The following is a 16,564-nucleotide window of genomic DNA, read 5'->3' as shown; positions in this document are numbered from 1 at the left end:
GGTCCGTAGACATCATGCGGTATTAGCAGTCGTTTCCAACTGTTATCCCCCACGTCAGGGCAGGTTCCCAGCCATTACTCACCCGTCCGCCGCTCGTCATCTTCAAAAGCAAGCTTTTGAAATGTTACCGCTCGACTTGCATGTGTTAGGCCTGCCGCCAGCGTTCAATCTGAGCCATGATCAAACTCTTCAATTAGAATTTTGTTGTCACTCGAAAGTGACGCTCAATGAATACTGAATTACTTTTTTGCCCGTAGGCAAAGCTGCATTGACTGTGTTGATAGCATTACTCCGAAGAGTTCAACCATCTTGGGTCACTCAGTTCATTGATAAATCTTATGTCTATCAAGTACGAGTGCCCACACAGATTGTATAGGTCAAATTGTTAAAGAACGTTGACTGTAGAAGCAGCTCTTTTCGAGTCGTCTTCTCATCGTCAGGGCTGCGAATTCTACGCTGCCAGGCGATGAAGTCAAGAAGAAATTTTGAGATTTTTCAACGTTGCTTTCGCAACCTTCAAAACGTCTTGTTGACTCCCTTCAACCGCGAGAAGCACTGGGCTTTTCCGTTGAAGCAGGCGGGCATTCTACTGATTGAGCCGTTAACGTCAAGCGTTTATTTTCAATCAATTTTGAAGCCGTTTTCGCCGTACTGAGTGGATGGTAGCACTTGAATCATGTGCCGCTCTCCGTGTCAGTGAGGCGGCATTATAGAGAGCTTTGAGATCTTGGCAAGGGCTATATTGAAGTTTTCTGACAAAAACGAACCGTTCGAACAAATTTCACCCTAAACGCTATTAAAATGCACAAAATTGCTTTGAAAAGCCCTTAACACGCTCCCAGTTAGTGTATTCCACCTCTTTACTTGCGTCCGTTTCCCCGCCAGTCATCTTCATAATGAATTGAATCATGATGCGATCAAAGAACCGATAACGGGGGTAATACAATGCACCAGCAAACACATCAATAAGTTCTGGCTGCCAAGGAGACAATTTCAGAAACTTCTGGACATAAACGCTACCCTCGGGCGTATCTTTCCCAGGTTTACGTGCAGTGAGGTTTACACAGAAAAAGGCAACTTTCCCAGAGTTGAGTTTAGAAAGGTTCTTTTCAATGAATTGGTATAGCTTTTTATTAAGGTGTCCATAGCGAATAGATGCACCAATCATGACTTTGTCATACTGCGTAAAGTCGACCTCAGGCTTCTCATGCAAATCCACCAGCTCACACTGATATGTAGCTGCCAATTCTTTTTCGATAAAGCGTAGAATTTTTACAGTCTGTCCTTCACGGCTAGAGTAAAGAAGAAGGGCCTTTTTCATAGTCATACCTATTGCGTGCTAACAGTAGCGTTAGCTTCGCCAAAATGTGGGAGTAAAGAGGACAAGTAACGTGAAGACTTCTAGTCGACCAAATAGCATGGAAAGAATCAGCACCCATTTAGCACTGCTATTTACATCACCAAAGTGAACGGCAACTTCGCCAAGGCCGGGCCCCAAGTTATTTAAGGTCGCCGCTACTGCAGAAAACGCACTCAACTCATCCATCCCAGTTGCTATAAGAGCAAGCATACAAAGGACAAACACCAGCGCATATGCTGAAAAGAAGCCCCAGACCGCATCAACAACCTGCTGTGGTAGCGCTTTATTACCCACTTTGATGGTGTATACCGCACGCGGGTGCACAAGACGTTTTAATTCACGAGAACCTTGAAGTGACAACAGTAAGATGCGAATCACCTTCATACCACCACCCGTCGATCCCGCGCACCCCCCTATAAAGGAAGAGAAAAGAAGTAAAACTGGTAAAAACAACGGCCATTCAGAGAAACTCGTTGTGGTGTAACCTGCTGTCGTCGATATAGACACGGTTTGGAAGAGCGCTTGGTTGAAAGCCTCAAATTCTGAATCATATGTACCATGGTCTAACAGCATGCCAAATACGATCGCCAGAAGAATAATTTGAATAACGATAAAGGCACGAAATTCTGGATCTTTAAAGTAGAAGCCTGGGTGGAGCTTCCCACTGGCAAACGCCGCAAAGTGCAACGAGAAATTACACGCAGATATAAAGAGGAAAAATACGGTGATGAAGTTAATCGCCGAACTGTTGAAATGGCCAATGCTGGCGTCATGAGTTGAAAACCCGCCAATTGCAACCGTTGAGAAACTGTGGCTTATCGCGTCAAAAACCGACATTCCGGCCACCCAATAGGCAGCCGCGCACGACACCGTCAAAGCGAGGTAGATATACCAAAGCGCTTTGGCCGTTTCCGCAATTCGCGGCGTCATCTTGCTATCTTTTACTGGCCCTGGAATTTCAGCACGGTAGAGCTGCATACCACCGATACCCAATACGGGTAGAATGGCGACAGCCAAAACAATGATCCCCATGCCGCCGAACCACTGTAAAAGTTGACGGTAAAATAGAACTGCTTTCGGTAAGTCATCTAGTCCAACAATGACTGTTGCCCCGGTAGTAGTCAGACCTGAAAAGGATTCAAAAAAGGCATCTGTCACTGACATATTGGGCTGCTCAGAGAGCATAAAGGGTATTGAGCCCGCGCTTCCGATAACTGTCCAAAACAAAACAACGATCAAGAAACCATCTCGTGCTTTCAGCTCATGCCGATACTGCCGGTTCGGAAACCATAGCGAGCCGCCACCAGCAAGCAAAAGGAAGAAAGTGAGAACGAAAGGAAAACCTTCACCATCACGATAAATGAACGCCACCACTGCTGGTGCCAGCATGGTGATACTAAATAGTGCCAGGAGAAGCCCGACGATACGGATAATTGAACGAAACTGCATAGCCTAAGAGGGCTCAATCCTTGTCTTCAGGTGAAAACCTGAATCATAAGTTATCATTTAGCCCGGCCACTCTTACCTGACCGCGAGTACGGTTTACAATTTCACTCGCCATCTGATCGGCACTCCGTGCATCCACTTCCACTGTCATCAACACATTATGGCTGAATTCAGCATTAACCTGAACCGCGTTATGGGATGCCAATATAGATTCTATCAAGGCAATGTGAGGGTATTCACAGCTTAATGTGAACTGGACCGTAATTGCCTTTTCAATTGTTGTCAGTTTTGTCAGCGCTTGCTGAACTCCGCCGCCATACGCTTTTACTAACCCTCCGGTTCCGAGCCGGATACCTCCATAGTAGCGTGTAACGACTGCCGTTATCTCTCCGACGCCTGAACCTGTGAGCTGAGCCAATATAGGTTTCCCTGCCGTGCCTGAAGGCTCGCCATCATCACTAAAACCCCAGCTCATTGAATCATCAGGGCGACCTGCCACAAAAGCCCAACAGTTATGACGAGCATCGTGATGCTTCGCTTTTATCTCAGCAACAAAGGATTTTGCACTTTCTATCCCTGACGTGTGCGCAAGATAAGTGATAAAGCGACTTTTTTTAATTTCCTCTTCTGACACCACCGCTGTGACAGGGATCAGATAAGGGGCGATATTCATTTCAAAGACCTATGATTGAAAAGGCGCAGGATATTAGCACAGTAAATGCTCCATATGGCGAACTGCTTTTGTCCGACAGCATACCCTCTCACGCTAGATGAGAAGTAGATCAAACACAGAATTCAAACAATCGTTTAACATTTTGTTTGCCTTTTCGGTTGGTGCGGCTCAGACTAGTGAGAGCTGGTCTTACCAGATCGAAACCCTACTTAACGGTAAACCAAATACCAGACGCAGAGCTGGCAATACGGAGATAGAACATGATTTACCAAGGTGACACTCTGTCCGTACGCTATCTGGAAGATGGCCTCGCGGAACTTAATCTCGACGCACCAGGTTCCGTCAATAAATTCGATCGTGCAACGCTTAAAAGCTTGGCTGAAGCACTCGATGCACTCGAATCAAAGACCGATATTCGCGCACTGCTGCTCACATCAGCGAAGTCAGCTTTCGTTGTCGGTGCCGATATCACCGAATTTCTGGATATGTTTTCGAGCCCAGAAGAAGAGCTCGCACAATGGATTGCCGATGCTAATGCCGTTTTCTCTCGCATCGAAGACCTTCCATTTCCAACTATTTCGGTCATCTCTGGCTTTGCCCTTGGTGGCGGGTGTGAATGCATCCTCTCCACTGACTTTAGAATTGCTGATAGCACCGCACGTATAGGCTTACCTGAAACCAAGCTGGGTATTATTCCTGGATTTGGTGGCACCGTTCGTATGCCACGCCTTATTGGCGCAGATACCGCTATGGAGCTCATTACAGCAGGCAAAGAAAGCAAAGCAGATGCCGCGCTAAAGTTAGGGCTGGTTGATGCCGTTACTGCGCCAGATGATCTGCGTGATGCCGCCCTCGCTCTTGCCCAACAAGCCATTGATGGCAAGCTTAATTGGGAACAGCGCCGCTCACAGAAAAAAGCACCGCTTCAACTCAACAAAATGGAAGCAACCATGAGTTTCACCATGGCCAAAGGCATGGTGGCACAAGTGGCAGGTCGACATTACCCTGCGCCAATGGCAGCGGTTATTGCTATCGAAGAAGCGTCTCGCTCAAGCCGCGATGAAGCACTGCTGATTGAAAGTAAGCACTTCGTCAAACTCGTAAAAGGCCCCGTTACCCAAGCATTGGTTGGCCTCTTTCTTAATGATCAGTTTCTTAAATCCAAAGCCAAGAAAGCGGCTAAAGAAGGAAAAGATACACAACATGCTGCAGTACTAGGTGCAGGCATCATGGGCGGTGGCATTGCGTACCAGTCCGCAAGCCGTGGCGTGCCAGTTTTGATGAAAGACATCAGCCAAGCGTCATTAGAAATGGGCATGAAAGAAGCGTCAAAACTACTCAACAAACAACTTGATCGCGGGCGCATCAAAGGCGCCAAGATGGCTGAAGTGCTTGCCTCTATTACGCCTAGCTTACATTACGCCGGTATAGAGCAAGCAGACATCATCGTAGAAGCCGTAGTTGAAAATCCGAAAATTAAAGCGGCGGTATTAAGTGAAGTGGAAGGCTTGATCAGTGAAGATGCGGTTCTCACATCAAACACCTCTACAATCCCTATTGATTTGCTCGCCAAATCACTCAAGCGTCCAGAGAACTTCTGTGGCATGCACTTCTTCAACCCAGTACATCGCATGCCATTGGTTGAAGTCATTCGCGGTAAAGATACCTCCGATGAAACCATCTCTCGCGTCGTTGCTTACGCAGCAAAAATGGGCAAAAGCCCTGTGGTCGTTAATGACTGCCCAGGCTTTTTCGTCAATCGCGTTTTGTTCCCGTACTTTGCTGGCTTTAGCTTATTACTTCGTGATGGCGCTGACTTCACCAAGATAGATAAAGTGATGGAGAAGAAATTCGGCTGGCCGATGGGCCCAGCTTACCTGCTTGATGTTGTCGGCATTGATACGGCTCATCACGCACAAGCTGTCATGGCCGAAGGTTTCCCTACTCGTATGGCAAAAGACTATCGCGATGGCGTCGATGTCATGTTCGAGCAAAATCGTTACGGCCAGAAAAATGGTGTAGGTTTCTACAAATACTCGATTGACCGAAAAGGTAAACCGAAAAAAGACGTCGATGCCGATGTCGCGCCGCTACTCTCTTCTGTGGTTGGCAGCGAAACAAGCTTCAGCGATGACGAAATCATTAATCGCATGATGGTACCGATGATTAATGAAGTGGTTCGCTGTTTAGAAGAAGGCATCATCGCCACACCTCAAGAAGCAGACATGGCGCTGGTATATGGCCTTGGCTTCCCTCCATTCCGTGGTGGCGTATTCCGCTACCTAGATACCATTGGGCTACAAAACTACGTTGCGATAGCAGACAAGCTGGCCAACCTTGGCCCTGCCTATGAAGTTCCGCAAGGTCTTCGAGAAAAAGCAACGAAAGGCGAAGGGTATTTCGATGCCCAACGACAGTCAGCCTAACCAACACGGATATAGATTAAGAGGGAAATACCATGAAAAACGTTGTGATTGTCGATTGTATTCGAACCCCAATGGGCCGCTCCAAAGGCGGCGCATTCCGCAATGTTCGGGCCGAAGATTTATCGGCGCACTTGATGCGCTCACTGCTCGTGCGAAATCCGCAACTCGATCCTTCAGATATTGAAGACATCTATTGGGGTTGTGTACAGCAAACGCTCGAGCAAGGTTTTAATATTGCCCGTAACGCCGCCCTACTGGCTGGCATTCCACATTCAGTCGCTGCTACAACGGTGAATCGCTTGTGTGGTTCATCGATGCAGGCATTGCATGATGCCGCACGCGCCATCAAAGTTGGTGACGCAGATGTTTGCTTGATTGGTGGCGTAGAACACATGGGCCATGTACCCATGACCCATGGCGTCGATTTCCACCCTGGCATGTCAAAATCCGTCGCAAAAGCGGCAGGTATGATGGGGTTAACCGCGGAAATGCTTGGTCGTATCCACGGGATTAGCCGAGAACAGCAAGACGAGTTTGCGGCGCGTTCTCACAGACGCGCTTATGCCGCCACACTAGAAGGTCGATTCAAAAACGAAATCATGCCAACCGAAGGTCATGATGGAAAAGGTGGATTGATACTTGTGGAGAATGACGAAGTGATTCGTCCGGAAACCACGGTTGAAACCTTGTCAGGTTTACGCCCCGTGTTTGACCCTGCCAATGGTACTGTCACTGCAGGTACCTCTTCGGCCTTATCAGATGGCGCATCAGCCATGCTTGTGATGAGCGAAGACAAAGCCAAAGCCTTAGGTTTACCGATTCGAGCACGCATCCGCTCAATGGCAGTAGCAGGCTGTGATCCATCAATCATGGGATATGGACCGGTACCAGCAAGTCATAAGGCACTGAAACGCGCAGGTGTCACAATTGACGACATTGGTATGGTTGAGCTTAATGAAGCTTTTGCCGCGCAATCATTACCGTGTGCCAAAGACCTCGGTTTACTGGACAAAGTCGACGAGAAAGTGAACCTAAATGGCGGCGCAATCGCGTTAGGTCATCCGCTTGGCTGCTCAGGTTCGCGTATATCGACTACGCTTATCAATCTGATGGAACACAATGATGTCGAACTGGGCCTAGCGACCATGTGCATCGGTTTGGGACAAGGTATTGCGACGGTCTTCGAACGCGTCTAATTCCCCAGTAAACCCAACCTCATTAAGCCGGGCTCATTGCTCGGCTTTTTCTATGTTAAACACCAGCAATAATTTATGCGAAAAACACATAGATAAAATGAGTTAGTTTCATTATTTTCATATCCTGTTTAGTTCTACACTGTACGCATATTGATAAACATCTATTTCTCTTCCCCTTTCCGGAGGACACGCCATGTTCAAAGCTCTCGTACTCGATCAAGCAGACAAAGTCACCACCTCAAGTATCCAAGAATTGGAAATCAGCCAGTTACCAGAAGGTGATGTATTGATCGACGTTGATTACTCATCATTGAATTACAAAGATGGCCTCGCTATTACCGGCAAAGGCCGCATCGTTCGTGGTTTCCCAATGGTACCGGGTATCGACCTTGCAGGCACCGTCGTTGAATCAACAGATTCACGTTACACCACAGGTCAGAAAGTCGTACTGACTGGTTGGGGCGTGGGTGAAGGTCATTGGGGTGGTATGGCACAAAAAGCACGTCTAAAAGCTGATTGGCTCGTCCCACTGCCAGAATCTCTGTCTGGCGACCAAGCAATGAAAATCGGCACCGCAGGCCTAACTGCAATGCTTTGTGTGCAAGCACTTCAAGACGCAGGCATTACACCAGAGAAAGGTGAAGTCCTTGTCACTGGCGCAAGTGGCGGTGTTGGTTCAGTAGCTGTGACGCTGTTAGCGAAGTTGGGTTACCAAGTAGTTGCCGTTACCGGTCGCGCTAGCGAAAACGGTGAATGGCTAAAAGCACTGGGCGCATCACGCATCGTTGAGCGTAGTGAGTTTGATGACGCAGGACGTCCACTTGAGAAACAACTTTGGGCAGGCGCTGTAGATACTGTTGGTAGCAAAATGCTCGCACGCGTATTGGCACAAACCGATTACGATGGTGCAGTGGCAGCTTGTGGACTCGCCGGAGGTTTCGACTTACCTACCACTGTCATGCCTTTCATTCTTCGTGGCGTGAAGCTACTTGGTGTCGATTCCGTTTACGCACCGTTTGAGCGTCGTCAACAAGCGTGGAAACGCATCTCTGAACTCCTACCTGCAAGCTACTTCGAACATGGTTGTTCTGAAATCAGTTTAGAACAGGTCGCGGAAGCTGCAGAAGCTATCACTAACGGTCAAATTAAAGGCCGTGTGCTGATCAAGCTTTAATATATCCAGCCAGTTCGTAAAAACGGAGCCTCGTGCTCCGTTTTTTATTATTCTTTTAGACCAAACCCATATCCTGAATTCGACTAGAGATAAGTTTGCCACACTCCTCCTTGATCAAATTTCGAAGCCAAATCTGAGCCGCGGAATGATCGGTTCTCGGGTGCCAAATCAGCGAATAATCAAATGGCTTAAATGCGAATGGTAACGGCTTGCTAACTAGGTCATATTTCTCGCCCACCAGATAAGCGAGGTCGGCAGGTACAGTGATAATCAGAGGTAAACTGTCTAACATCGCAATCGCTGCCTCAAGATGATAGGCACGAAGAGCAAGTTTAGGTGCAGGGTAGCCGCGTAACGCTCCATCAATTAGCGCTTTCACTCCATCACTGATCGCAATCACTGCATGGGGATAAGTCAAATAGTCATCCAGCGAGATCTCTTTTTCTGCCAAGGGGTGATTTTTCCCCACCAAACACAGCACACTCACTAAACCCAAGATATCAGACTGCAACGGATCGACTTGCCCTGTTGGACGACAAATCGCGAGATCGCAACCCTCACTCGTTAACTGACGCATTAATTGATCATGTTGAATCGGAGCAAACTCAAGCGATAAACCAGGTGCTTCTTCATAGATACGAGGTAATGCAAACGGCAGAATTGTTTGCATCGCATAATCCGTTGTGGCGATTTTAAACTTTTGGGTACATTTCGCGGGGTCAAACTCTTCAGGAGATAATACCGTTCTTAGAGCATCTAATGGCGCCGTCAGTGATTGATTGAGCTCGAGCGCTTTCTGAGTAGGAATTAACTGCTGACCATGACGAGTAAACAAAGGGTCGTCGGTTAAGATTCGCAATCGACCAAGAACACGACTCATGGCAGATTGACTCAAATTAAGGCGAATAGCTGCCTTACTGACACTTCCCTCTTCCAGCAATACGCGCAAGGCAATCAATAGATTTAGATCGCGGCGATAGATGTCTTCGAGTTCCATAATTGGCCTAACAAATGGTAAGTTCGGCTAGTATACTGACGTTAGATTCGAAGCGGCAATTGTCATTGTAATTCGCCCGCAATCAAAGTTAACAAAAGCACAACATGGCGTTCTGTTTGTTTGCGCTTCTCGCTTTTTATCTCACCAAATAACAGGCAAAAAAAATCCCGCATAAAGCGGGGAAGCCCAAGAAAACTGGGTGTGAGTGTAGTCGATGAGTGAGTTAGCGTGCTGTGTCACTTTGTTTAGTTTGACCAAACACTGCGGTTAACAACATGTTAAATAAACTACACAATTAATTTACAAATCCAAGCCCTTGTGATTATTTTGTCTTCATAAATATGATCAGGGTTATATTTTTTATGTGATAGATGAATATGAACTCAGAATTTGGAAATCCGGATCACCTTTTAGACGCTAAAGGTCTGCGCTGTCCTGAGCCAGTGATGATGGTGAGAAAAACAATCCGCAACATGTCAGAAGGCGAGACTTTGCTCGTAACGGCTGATGACCCATCGACGACACGAGATATTCCGAGTTTCTGCCGTTTTATGGATCACACTCTGATCGCTCAAGAGTTGGATTCGGCGCCTTATCGCTATTTGATCCGAAAAGGCCTGGCGTAATATTTCCGCATAAAAAAAGCAGCCGAGGCTGCTTTTTAGCGTCTGGTAATTAGTAAGACGACACTTGCTCTATCTCATTCAACCGCCGCCTCAACGATGCATTTTCCCGCTCAAGTTCCTGCACCGATTTTTTCATGGGCAGTATGTAACGAATCCGTACCGTTGAATCAACAGATAAGTAAGTGGTCACTATTGCACCAACAACCATGGGAAGCCACATATCGGTTAACAGCATGCCTAGAACATTTAAAGCAAGTGCTGTATGAAATAACCACCATTGGCTCTTAGGACTGATTGCGAGAAACCTGTCCATAACACGCTCCTTCATCACGATCAAACTACCTTCAAATTATCATGAACCATGCGACTGAGGTGCGTAAAGTGTCACACAATCAGGCAGTGTCATGACAATTTAACGGGTCACAAAAGTAGCAATCGCTAAGAACGCAAATAGAGCAGCAGTCACATACCGTACGATGTTCAACGGCAGCGCATTGGCGGCTTTTTTTCCAAGCAAAACCACGGGGACATTCGCCAACAGCATACCCACAGTGGTACCTATGATAACCATCAGGAGCGCTTCACTGTACTGGGCCCCCAACACCGTCGTGGCAACCTGTGTTTTGTCCCCTATTTCAGCGATAAAGAATGCGATAAAGCTGGCGATAAATGGTCCGCGACTTGAAACACTTTCATCATCATCAAGCTTATCGGGCACTAATATCCACAATGCCATAACGGCAAAGCTCGCAATCAATACCCAACGCAGTACGTCAGGAGTCAGATAGTCAGCCACAACCACGCCTAACCAGGCCGCTAATGAATGGTTGAGTAATGTCGCAAAGAAAATGGCCAAGATGATGGGTAAAGGTTTGCGATAGCGACTCGCAAGTAGCAGAGATAACAGTTGAGTTTTATCACCAATTTCCGCCAGTGCGACAGTGGTGATAGAGATGGCTAGAACGCTCATTATTGTCTTCCGAGGCGAGGTTTATAATCGATAACAATGACAAATCTCACGCCCCGCCAAGTTCGTGTGATATGTCATTGGTCTCGTCAAACCTACGTTGCCGTATGTCGTCATTACCATGAAGCATTGTGGCTTCAACTATGTTGATAATGACCTCGCTAGCGCGAGAGACTACTCCCCAAGAGCGGGCGCATTTTATCCTCAAAAGTGAGACAATTTCAATCACCTCAATTTCAACGCGTCGAGTTCTGTCACTCCTATCGCGCTAGACGGACAAAAAACCGCCATCAGCGCTACTTATCCCACGACTAGCGCGTTATAATTGCGTGTTATTTTCCATTCATTTATTAACTGCGCGAACCTGACGATGCATAAATTCGACGTTAAAACTTTTCAGGGCATGATCCTCGCGCTGCAGGATTACTGGGCCCAACAAGGTTGTACTATTGTACAACCGCTCGACATGGAGGTAGGTGCTGGCACCTCTCACCCAATGACTTGTCTGCGTGCAATCGGCCCCGAGCCAATCGCAGCAGCCTATGTTCAACCTTCACGTCGCCCGACTGATGGCCGTTACGGTGAAAACCCTAACCGTCTTCAGCATTATTATCAGTTCCAAACCATTATGAAGCCGTCTCCTGACAACATTCAGGAACTGTACTTAGGTTCGCTGCGCGTACTAGGCATCGATCCTGAAGTTCATGACATTCGCTTCGTAGAAGACAACTGGGAAAACCCGACATTGGGTGCTTGGGGTCTTGGTTGGGAAGTCTGGTTGAACGGTATGGAAGTGACTCAGTTCACTTACTTCCAACAAGTAGGTGGCCTTGAGTGTAAGCCTGTGACAGGTGAAATCACTTACGGTATTGAACGCCTAGCCATGTATATTCAAGACGTAGACTCCGTCTATGACTTGATTTGGACTGATGGCCCATTCGGTAAAGTGACCTATGGCGACATCTTCCACCAAAATGAAGTAGAACAGTCGACCTACAACTTCGAACACGCAGATGTAGACTTCCTGTTCACTTACTTCGACCAGTGCGAAAAAGAGTGTAAAAAACTGCTTGAGCTTGAGAAGCCACTACCGCTTCCTGCCTATGAGCGCATTCTTAAAGCAGGTCACGCCTTTAACCTTCTAGACGCACGTAAAGCCATTTCGGTGACTGAACGTCAGCGCTACATCCTACGTATTCGCAACCTGACTAAGTCTGTTGCTGAAGCGTATTACGCCTCGCGTGAAGCCCTTGGTTTCCCAATGTGTAAAAAGGATGAGGAGAAGTAAAATGGCGAAGAATTTCCTGATTGAACTTGGTACTGAAGAGTTACCACCAACACAGCTTCGTACCTTAGCTGAAGCCTTTGCAGCGAACTTTGAGCAAGAGCTTAAAGACGCTGAGCTAATGCATGAAGGTATTAAGTGGTATGCCTCTCCTCGTCGTTTGGCATTGAAAGTGTCTGCACTCGCAGAGCAGCAAGCTGATAAACAAGTTGAAAAACGCGGTCCTGCTGTTTCTGCTGCATTCGATGCAGAAGGCAATGCAACCAAAGCTGCGCAAGGTTGGGCTCGCGGATGTGGCATTACCGTCGACCAAGCTGAACGTCTGAAAACAGACAAAGGCGAGTGGCTGCTGTTTAAACAAGACGTGAAAGGCCAAGACACTAAGTCTATCGTTGTCGCACTCGCAGACAAGGCACTTGCTAACTTGCCAATCGCGAAGCCAATGCGTTGGGGAGACAAAGATACCCAATTCATCCGTCCAGTGAAAACGTTAACGATTTTGCTTGATGACGCGTTGATCGAAGGCAGCATCATGGGCGTGGCATCTGGCCGCACCATCCGTGGTCATCGCTTCATGGGCGAAGCCGAATTCACCATCGACAATGCCGATCAGTACCCAGCAATTCTGGAAGAACGCGGTAAAGTGATGGCGGATTACGAAAAGCGTAAAGCTATCATTGTCGCTGATGCTCAAAAAGCCGCAGAGCTGGTTGGCGGTATCGCTGATCTAGAAGATGACTTGGTTGAAGAAGTCACCTCTTTGGTTGAGTGGCCTGTCGTATTGACGGCAACTTTTGAAGAAGAGTTTTTGAAAGTCCCTGCTGAAGCCTTGGTTTACACCATGAAAGGTGACCAGAAGTACTTCCCTGTTTACAGTGAAGACAAGCAGCTTCTGCCGAACTTCATCTTCGTCTCTAATATCGAATCAAAAGAGCCACGCCACGTTATCGAAGGTAACGAGAAAGTTGTTCGCCCTCGCCTAGCGGATGCGGAGTTCTTCTTCAATACCGACCGTAAGCGTCCTTTGATTGACCGTTTACCGCAATTGGAAACCGCAATCTTCCAAAAGCAACTAGGCACAATCAAAGACAAGACCGACCGCATTACGGAGCTTGCTGGTTACATTGCTGGCAAGATTGGTACTGATGTTGAAAAAGCAAAACGCGCAGGTCTTCTTGCTAAGTGTGATCTAATGACCTCAATGGTCTTTGAATTCACTGAGACGCAAGGCGTGATGGGCATGCACTATGCGCGTCACGACGGCGAAGCAGAAGAAGTGGCTGTTGCGCTTAACGAGCAGTACATGCCACGTTTCGCTGGTGATGATTTGCCTAGCAATGGCGTTTCTTCAGCGCTGTCGATGGCAGATAAGCTAGATACTATCGTGGGTATCTTCGGTATTGGCCAAGCTCCAAAAGGCTCTGATCCGTTCGCGCTTCGTCGAGCATCATTAGGTGTGCTGCGTATCATCGTTGAATACGGTTATGACTTGGATCTGGTCGACCTTGTTGCCAAAGCCAAATCGTTATTCGCGCAAGAAGATGGAACAAGCCGCCTAACTAACGATAACGTAGAGAACGACGTTATCGAATTCATGTTGGGTCGTTTCCGCGCTTGGTATCAAGACGAAGGCCACAGTGTAGACGTGATTCAAGCAGTTCTTGCTCGTCGCCCTACTCAGCCAGCAGACTTTGACCAACGCGTTAAAGCTGTGACTCATTTCCGCTCTCTTGATGCTGCAGAATCACTGGCAGCGGCAAACAAGCGTGTGGGTAATATTCTGGCCAAGTTCGAAGGCCAACTACCAGCAGTTATTGATACAACTCTTCTCGTTGAAGATGCAGAAAAAGCACTGGCAGATAAAGTTACGTCTTTGGTTGATAGTCTTGCTCCGTTATTTGCGGCAGGTGATTACCAAACCGCACTGACGCAACTTGCAGACCTTCGCGAGCCTGTAGACAGCTTCTTCGATAACGTTATGGTCATGGCAGAAGATGAAGCGCTTAAGGCAAACCGCCTAGCATTGTTAAACACCCTTCGTAGTCAGTTTATGAACGTTGCAGATATTTCTCTGCTCCAGAAGTAAGCGCGTCAACGATCAGAAGCCTCGCATCATTGCGGGGCTTTTTTATATCTGCTTCCCAAGGAAATGTTCCACGTGAAACATCATTCTCTGCGTGCCTTTCTAATTTGTTAGGAACGGTAAACTATCGATATAATCCAAATTCTAAGCTTCTCAGAAAAAGCGTTAAATCTGCGTTCATTTTGAACAGCGATTGCGGTATGTTTGACGGATCGCAACAGACCATAAATAAAGGACTAAGGTTTCGCACGTATGCAGTTTTCAAAATTTGGAACCAAGTTTTCTCAACACTCTGGCATTACACAATTGATGGATGATCTAAATGATGGCTTAAGAAATCCAGATGCCATCATGCTGGGTGGTGGCAACCCAGCAGCCATCCCTGAAATGACCCATCACTTTGCTGCGCTTAGCCAACAAATGCTAGACGATGGAACACTCGTTGCAGCGCTATCAAACTATGACGGTCCACAAGGTAAAACTGCATTTATAGAATCACTAGCCACAATGCTGAGTGACACCTACGGATGGCCAATAACAAGTAAAAACATCATGCTGACAAACGGCAGCCAATGTGCCTTCTTTTACTTGTTTAATCTCTTTGCCGGTCATTACAACGATGGAAGTTTTAAGAAGATTCTTTTGCCATTAACACCGGAATATATTGGATATGCAGACTCAGGTTTGTCTCATGACATGTTTACTAGCTTTAAACCCACCATCGAGTATTTAGATAATCGCCAGTTTAAATATCATGTGGACTTTTCATCCCTTGAGATTGATGAGTCAGTCAGTGCCATCTGTGCTTCCAGACCAACAAACCCTACCGGTAATGTCCTAACAGATGATGAGATCGCTCAGCTTGATGTTCTGGCTCGAAAACATAATATTCCACTCATCATCGACAACGCTTACGGCGTGCCATTCCCTAATATCATTTTTGAAGACGTAAAACCCTTTTGGAATGAAAACACGATTCTCTGCTCTAGCCTTTCAAAGTTAGGTTTACCAGGTGTTCGATGTGGCATCATTGTCGCCGCAGAAGAAACGATCACAGCCCTGACGAATATCAACGGGATCGTGAGTTTATCTCCCTGTGGCGTTGGCCCTGCACTAGCCACTGAAATGCTGAAAAGCGGCGACCTGATTCATCTAAGCGAATCTGTTATAAAGCCGTTTTACCAAGCCAAGGCACAGCGAAGTGTAGAGCTTCTTCAGAATGCAATTGCGGATCCTCGTTTCAAAATTCATAAACCTGAAGGCGCTATTTTTCTGTGGCTTTGGTTTGATGAACTGCCAATCACAACAAAAGAACTTTACCAGCGTTTGAAAGCAAGAGGCTTACTCATTGTTCCAGGTGAATACTTCTTTATTGGCTCAGACAGTGGGTGGGAACATACACGTCAATGCTTACGAATGAACTATGTTCAGGATGATGAGAAGATCCAAAAAGGCATCGAGATTCTCGCCGAAGAAGTTCAAAAAGCCTATCTTGAAGGGTAATGTTTCACGTGAAACAGTGAGCGAAAAATCCTAACTATTTGAGAGCCAGTTATTCACTAACTGGCTTCATATTTCAAGCATCCCCCTCCGATCTCGCTATTATCAATCGCAATATTTCTACTGACATCTATTCGACATTGTTCTCAGTTCATCTAGCTACGCTCACTTCCCTGAGCAACACTAAGATAGAGTGACAAGTAGACGTTGGCGGACTCGAACAGCGAATATCCATACCTCATTAGACTTTCAGCGCGGTCACTGGACATTTGTAGAGCCATAGCTTCGTGAACATTAAACGCGCTATCTCGATGAGAATGAAATTTGAAAAAATGAGGCCATGAGCCTCGGTTTAATTAATAGTGAGACAAAGCGAGACCCATGATCACGAGTTCCACGTGAAACATTTCTGTGTCTTCGTATCAGGGCGGTTAGCAATGGGTGAATTAGAGATCGACATTGAAGTAGAGGGTGGATTGATATCAGGAACTCTTGTCGCTGACGAACAATTCAACAACAGTGATGTTTCAATAATAATCGGGGATCTGGCCCTACAGATAGAAACGGCAATCAAAAGGCTTTGCGAAATCAAAAGTTATAAATGATATCCACCAGCCTTCTAAGCCACCAATACGTCAGTTTTCTTTTCGATAAACGAGGGGTTGGTAGATCATATATCCCATCGCTATCAGAGTCTGATCTCACCATTGATGTGTATATGAAAGATGTACATACCATCATTCAAACACTTTCAGATGTAAACGGCTTTAGGATATTTAATCTTATCGGGCATAGTGAAGGTGGGCTCATTGCTTTACTCGTAGCGCAAAC

At 46.7% G+C, this 16,564-nt stretch carries 14 protein-coding genes, 1 rRNA gene and 1 pseudogene; 9 read left to right on the top strand and 7 right to left on the bottom strand.

Annotation, left to right across the window (positions count from 1 at the left end; genetic code table 11):
- The 4 genes from L4D06_RS22260 to L4D06_RS22245 all read right to left on the bottom strand — a co-directional run.
- Window positions 1–196, bottom strand: a 16S ribosomal RNA gene (locus L4D06_RS22260); the annotation flags it as partial.
- Between the two features lie 600 nt (window positions 197–796).
- Window positions 797–1,321 (bottom strand): menaquinone-dependent protoporphyrinogen IX dehydrogenase, encoded by a 525-nt coding sequence (gene hemG, locus L4D06_RS22255; protein ID WP_274166401.1) that lies wholly within the window; start codon window positions 1,319–1,321, stop codon window positions 797–799.
- A 30-nt stretch (window positions 1,322–1,351) separates the two neighbouring features.
- Window positions 1,352–2,809, bottom strand: coding sequence for a TrkH family potassium uptake protein (locus L4D06_RS22250; RefSeq protein WP_274166400.1), 1,458 nt, complete (start codon window positions 2,807–2,809; stop codon window positions 1,352–1,354).
- Window positions 2,810–2,852: 43 nt separating this feature from the next.
- Window positions 2,853–3,479, bottom strand: a complete 627-nt coding sequence (locus L4D06_RS22245) for a YigZ family protein (protein ID WP_274166399.1) — start codon at window positions 3,477–3,479, stop codon at window positions 2,853–2,855.
- A 260-nt stretch (window positions 3,480–3,739) separates the two neighbouring features.
- Here L4D06_RS22245 and fadB point away from each other — a divergent pair, with 260 nt between their 5' ends.
- The 3 genes from fadB (at window position 3,740) to acuI (ending at window position 8,275) form a co-directional block, all read left to right on the top strand.
- On the top strand, window positions 3,740–5,905 hold the full coding sequence (gene fadB, locus L4D06_RS22240) for a fatty acid oxidation complex subunit alpha FadB (protein WP_429741426.1): 2,166 nt from the start codon (window positions 3,740–3,742) through the stop codon (window positions 5,903–5,905).
- A gap of 32 nt (window positions 5,906–5,937) precedes the next feature.
- Window positions 5,938–7,101, top strand: a complete 1,164-nt coding sequence (fadA, locus tag L4D06_RS22235) for an acetyl-CoA C-acyltransferase FadA (RefSeq protein ID WP_274166397.1) — start codon at window positions 5,938–5,940, stop codon at window positions 7,099–7,101.
- 193 nt (window positions 7,102–7,294) lie between these two features.
- Entirely contained in the window at window positions 7,295–8,275 is a 981-nt protein-coding gene (gene acuI / locus L4D06_RS22230) for an acrylyl-CoA reductase (NADPH) (protein ID WP_429741423.1), read from the top strand.
- A gap of 55 nt (window positions 8,276–8,330) precedes the next feature.
- Here acuI and L4D06_RS22225 read toward each other — a convergent pair whose 3' ends face one another.
- Window positions 8,331–9,272: a LysR family transcriptional regulator gene (locus L4D06_RS22225; RefSeq protein ID WP_429741421.1), complete on the bottom strand. Its 942-nt coding sequence runs from the start codon at window positions 9,270–9,272 to the stop codon at window positions 8,331–8,333.
- A gap of 377 nt (window positions 9,273–9,649) precedes the next feature.
- On the opposite strand from L4D06_RS22225, the gene tusA reads away from it, so the two are divergent.
- Complete coding sequence (tusA, locus tag L4D06_RS22220) at window positions 9,650–9,898, top strand: sulfurtransferase TusA (RefSeq protein WP_429741419.1); 249 nt, start codon at window positions 9,650–9,652, stop codon at window positions 9,896–9,898.
- Between the two features lie 49 nt (window positions 9,899–9,947).
- Here tusA and L4D06_RS22215 read toward each other — a convergent pair whose 3' ends face one another.
- Window positions 9,948–10,211, bottom strand: coding sequence for a hypothetical protein (locus L4D06_RS22215; RefSeq protein ID WP_274166393.1), 264 nt, complete (start codon window positions 10,209–10,211; stop codon window positions 9,948–9,950).
- A gap of 99 nt (window positions 10,212–10,310) precedes the next feature.
- Entirely contained in the window at window positions 10,311–10,868 is a 558-nt protein-coding gene (locus L4D06_RS22210; RefSeq protein WP_429741417.1) for a TMEM165/GDT1 family protein, read from the bottom strand.
- Window positions 10,869–11,235: 367 nt separating this feature from the next.
- Here L4D06_RS22210 and glyQ point away from each other — a divergent pair, with 367 nt between their 5' ends.
- From glyQ to L4D06_RS22185, 5 genes and pseudogenes are all read left to right on the top strand, one after another.
- Window positions 11,236–12,153 (top strand): glycine--tRNA ligase subunit alpha, encoded by a 918-nt coding sequence (gene glyQ / locus L4D06_RS22205; RefSeq protein ID WP_274166391.1) that lies wholly within the window; start codon window positions 11,236–11,238, stop codon window positions 12,151–12,153.
- A gap of 1 nt (window position 12,154) precedes the next feature.
- Window positions 12,155–14,236 (top strand): glycine--tRNA ligase subunit beta, encoded by a 2,082-nt coding sequence (gene glyS, locus L4D06_RS22200; protein ID WP_274166390.1) that lies wholly within the window; start codon window positions 12,155–12,157, stop codon window positions 14,234–14,236.
- A gap of 249 nt (window positions 14,237–14,485) precedes the next feature.
- Window positions 14,486–15,736, top strand: coding sequence for a valine--pyruvate transaminase (locus tag L4D06_RS22195; protein WP_429741414.1), 1,251 nt, complete (start codon window positions 14,486–14,488; stop codon window positions 15,734–15,736).
- Window positions 15,737–16,170: 434 nt separating this feature from the next.
- Window positions 16,171–16,338 (top strand): hypothetical protein, encoded by a 168-nt coding sequence (locus L4D06_RS22190; protein ID WP_429741412.1) that lies wholly within the window; start codon window positions 16,171–16,173, stop codon window positions 16,336–16,338.
- Window positions 16,335–16,538, top strand: a pseudogene (locus L4D06_RS22185) (hypothetical protein); the annotation flags it as partial. The gene L4D06_RS22190 and the pseudogene L4D06_RS22185, both read left to right, overlap by 4 nt.
- Window positions 16,539–16,564 lie beyond the last annotated feature (26 nt).

Origin of the sequence: Enterovibrio makurazakiensis (assembly GCF_050336585.1) — a bacterium.
GTDB classification, from domain to species: domain Bacteria; phylum Pseudomonadota; class Gammaproteobacteria; order Enterobacterales; family Vibrionaceae; genus Enterovibrio; species Enterovibrio gelatinilyticus.
Note: the sequence above shows the minus strand (reverse complement) of the source record. Positions and strands in the feature narration are given on the sequence as shown.

Excerpts from the sequence above, each read along its gene's own strand:
- L4D06_RS22250 (WP_274166400.1), bottom strand. The coding sequence starts at position 2,809 with ATGCAGTTTCGTTCAATTATCCGTATCGTCGGGCTTCTCCTGGCACTA.
- L4D06_RS22215 (WP_274166393.1), bottom strand. The coding sequence starts at position 10,211 with ATGGACAGGTTTCTCGCAATCAGTCCTAAGAGCCAATGGTGGTTATTT.
- L4D06_RS22210 (WP_429741417.1), bottom strand. The coding sequence starts at position 10,868 with ATGAGCGTTCTAGCCATCTCTATCACCACTGTCGCACTGGCGGAAATT.
- fadB (WP_429741426.1), top strand. The coding sequence starts at position 3,740 with ATGATTTACCAAGGTGACACTCTGTCCGTACGCTATCTGGAAGATGGC.
- L4D06_RS22245 (WP_274166399.1), bottom strand. The coding sequence starts at position 3,479 with ATGAATATCGCCCCTTATCTGATCCCTGTCACAGCGGTGGTGTCAGAA.
- tusA (WP_429741419.1), top strand. The coding sequence starts at position 9,650 with ATGAACTCAGAATTTGGAAATCCGGATCACCTTTTAGACGCTAAAGGT.
- L4D06_RS22195 (WP_429741414.1), top strand. The coding sequence starts at position 14,486 with ATGCAGTTTTCAAAATTTGGAACCAAGTTTTCTCAACACTCTGGCATT.
- hemG (WP_274166401.1), bottom strand. The coding sequence starts at position 1,321 with ATGAAAAAGGCCCTTCTTCTTTACTCTAGCCGTGAAGGACAGACTGTA.
- glyS (WP_274166390.1), top strand. The coding sequence starts at position 12,155 with ATGGCGAAGAATTTCCTGATTGAACTTGGTACTGAAGAGTTACCACCA.
- fadA (WP_274166397.1), top strand. The coding sequence starts at position 5,938 with ATGAAAAACGTTGTGATTGTCGATTGTATTCGAACCCCAATGGGCCGC.
- glyQ (WP_274166391.1), top strand. The coding sequence starts at position 11,236 with ATGCATAAATTCGACGTTAAAACTTTTCAGGGCATGATCCTCGCGCTG.
- acuI (WP_429741423.1), top strand. The coding sequence starts at position 7,295 with ATGTTCAAAGCTCTCGTACTCGATCAAGCAGACAAAGTCACCACCTCA.
- L4D06_RS22225 (WP_429741421.1), bottom strand. The coding sequence starts at position 9,272 with ATGGAACTCGAAGACATCTATCGCCGCGATCTAAATCTATTGATTGCC.
- L4D06_RS22190 (WP_429741412.1), top strand. The coding sequence starts at position 16,171 with ATGGGTGAATTAGAGATCGACATTGAAGTAGAGGGTGGATTGATATCA.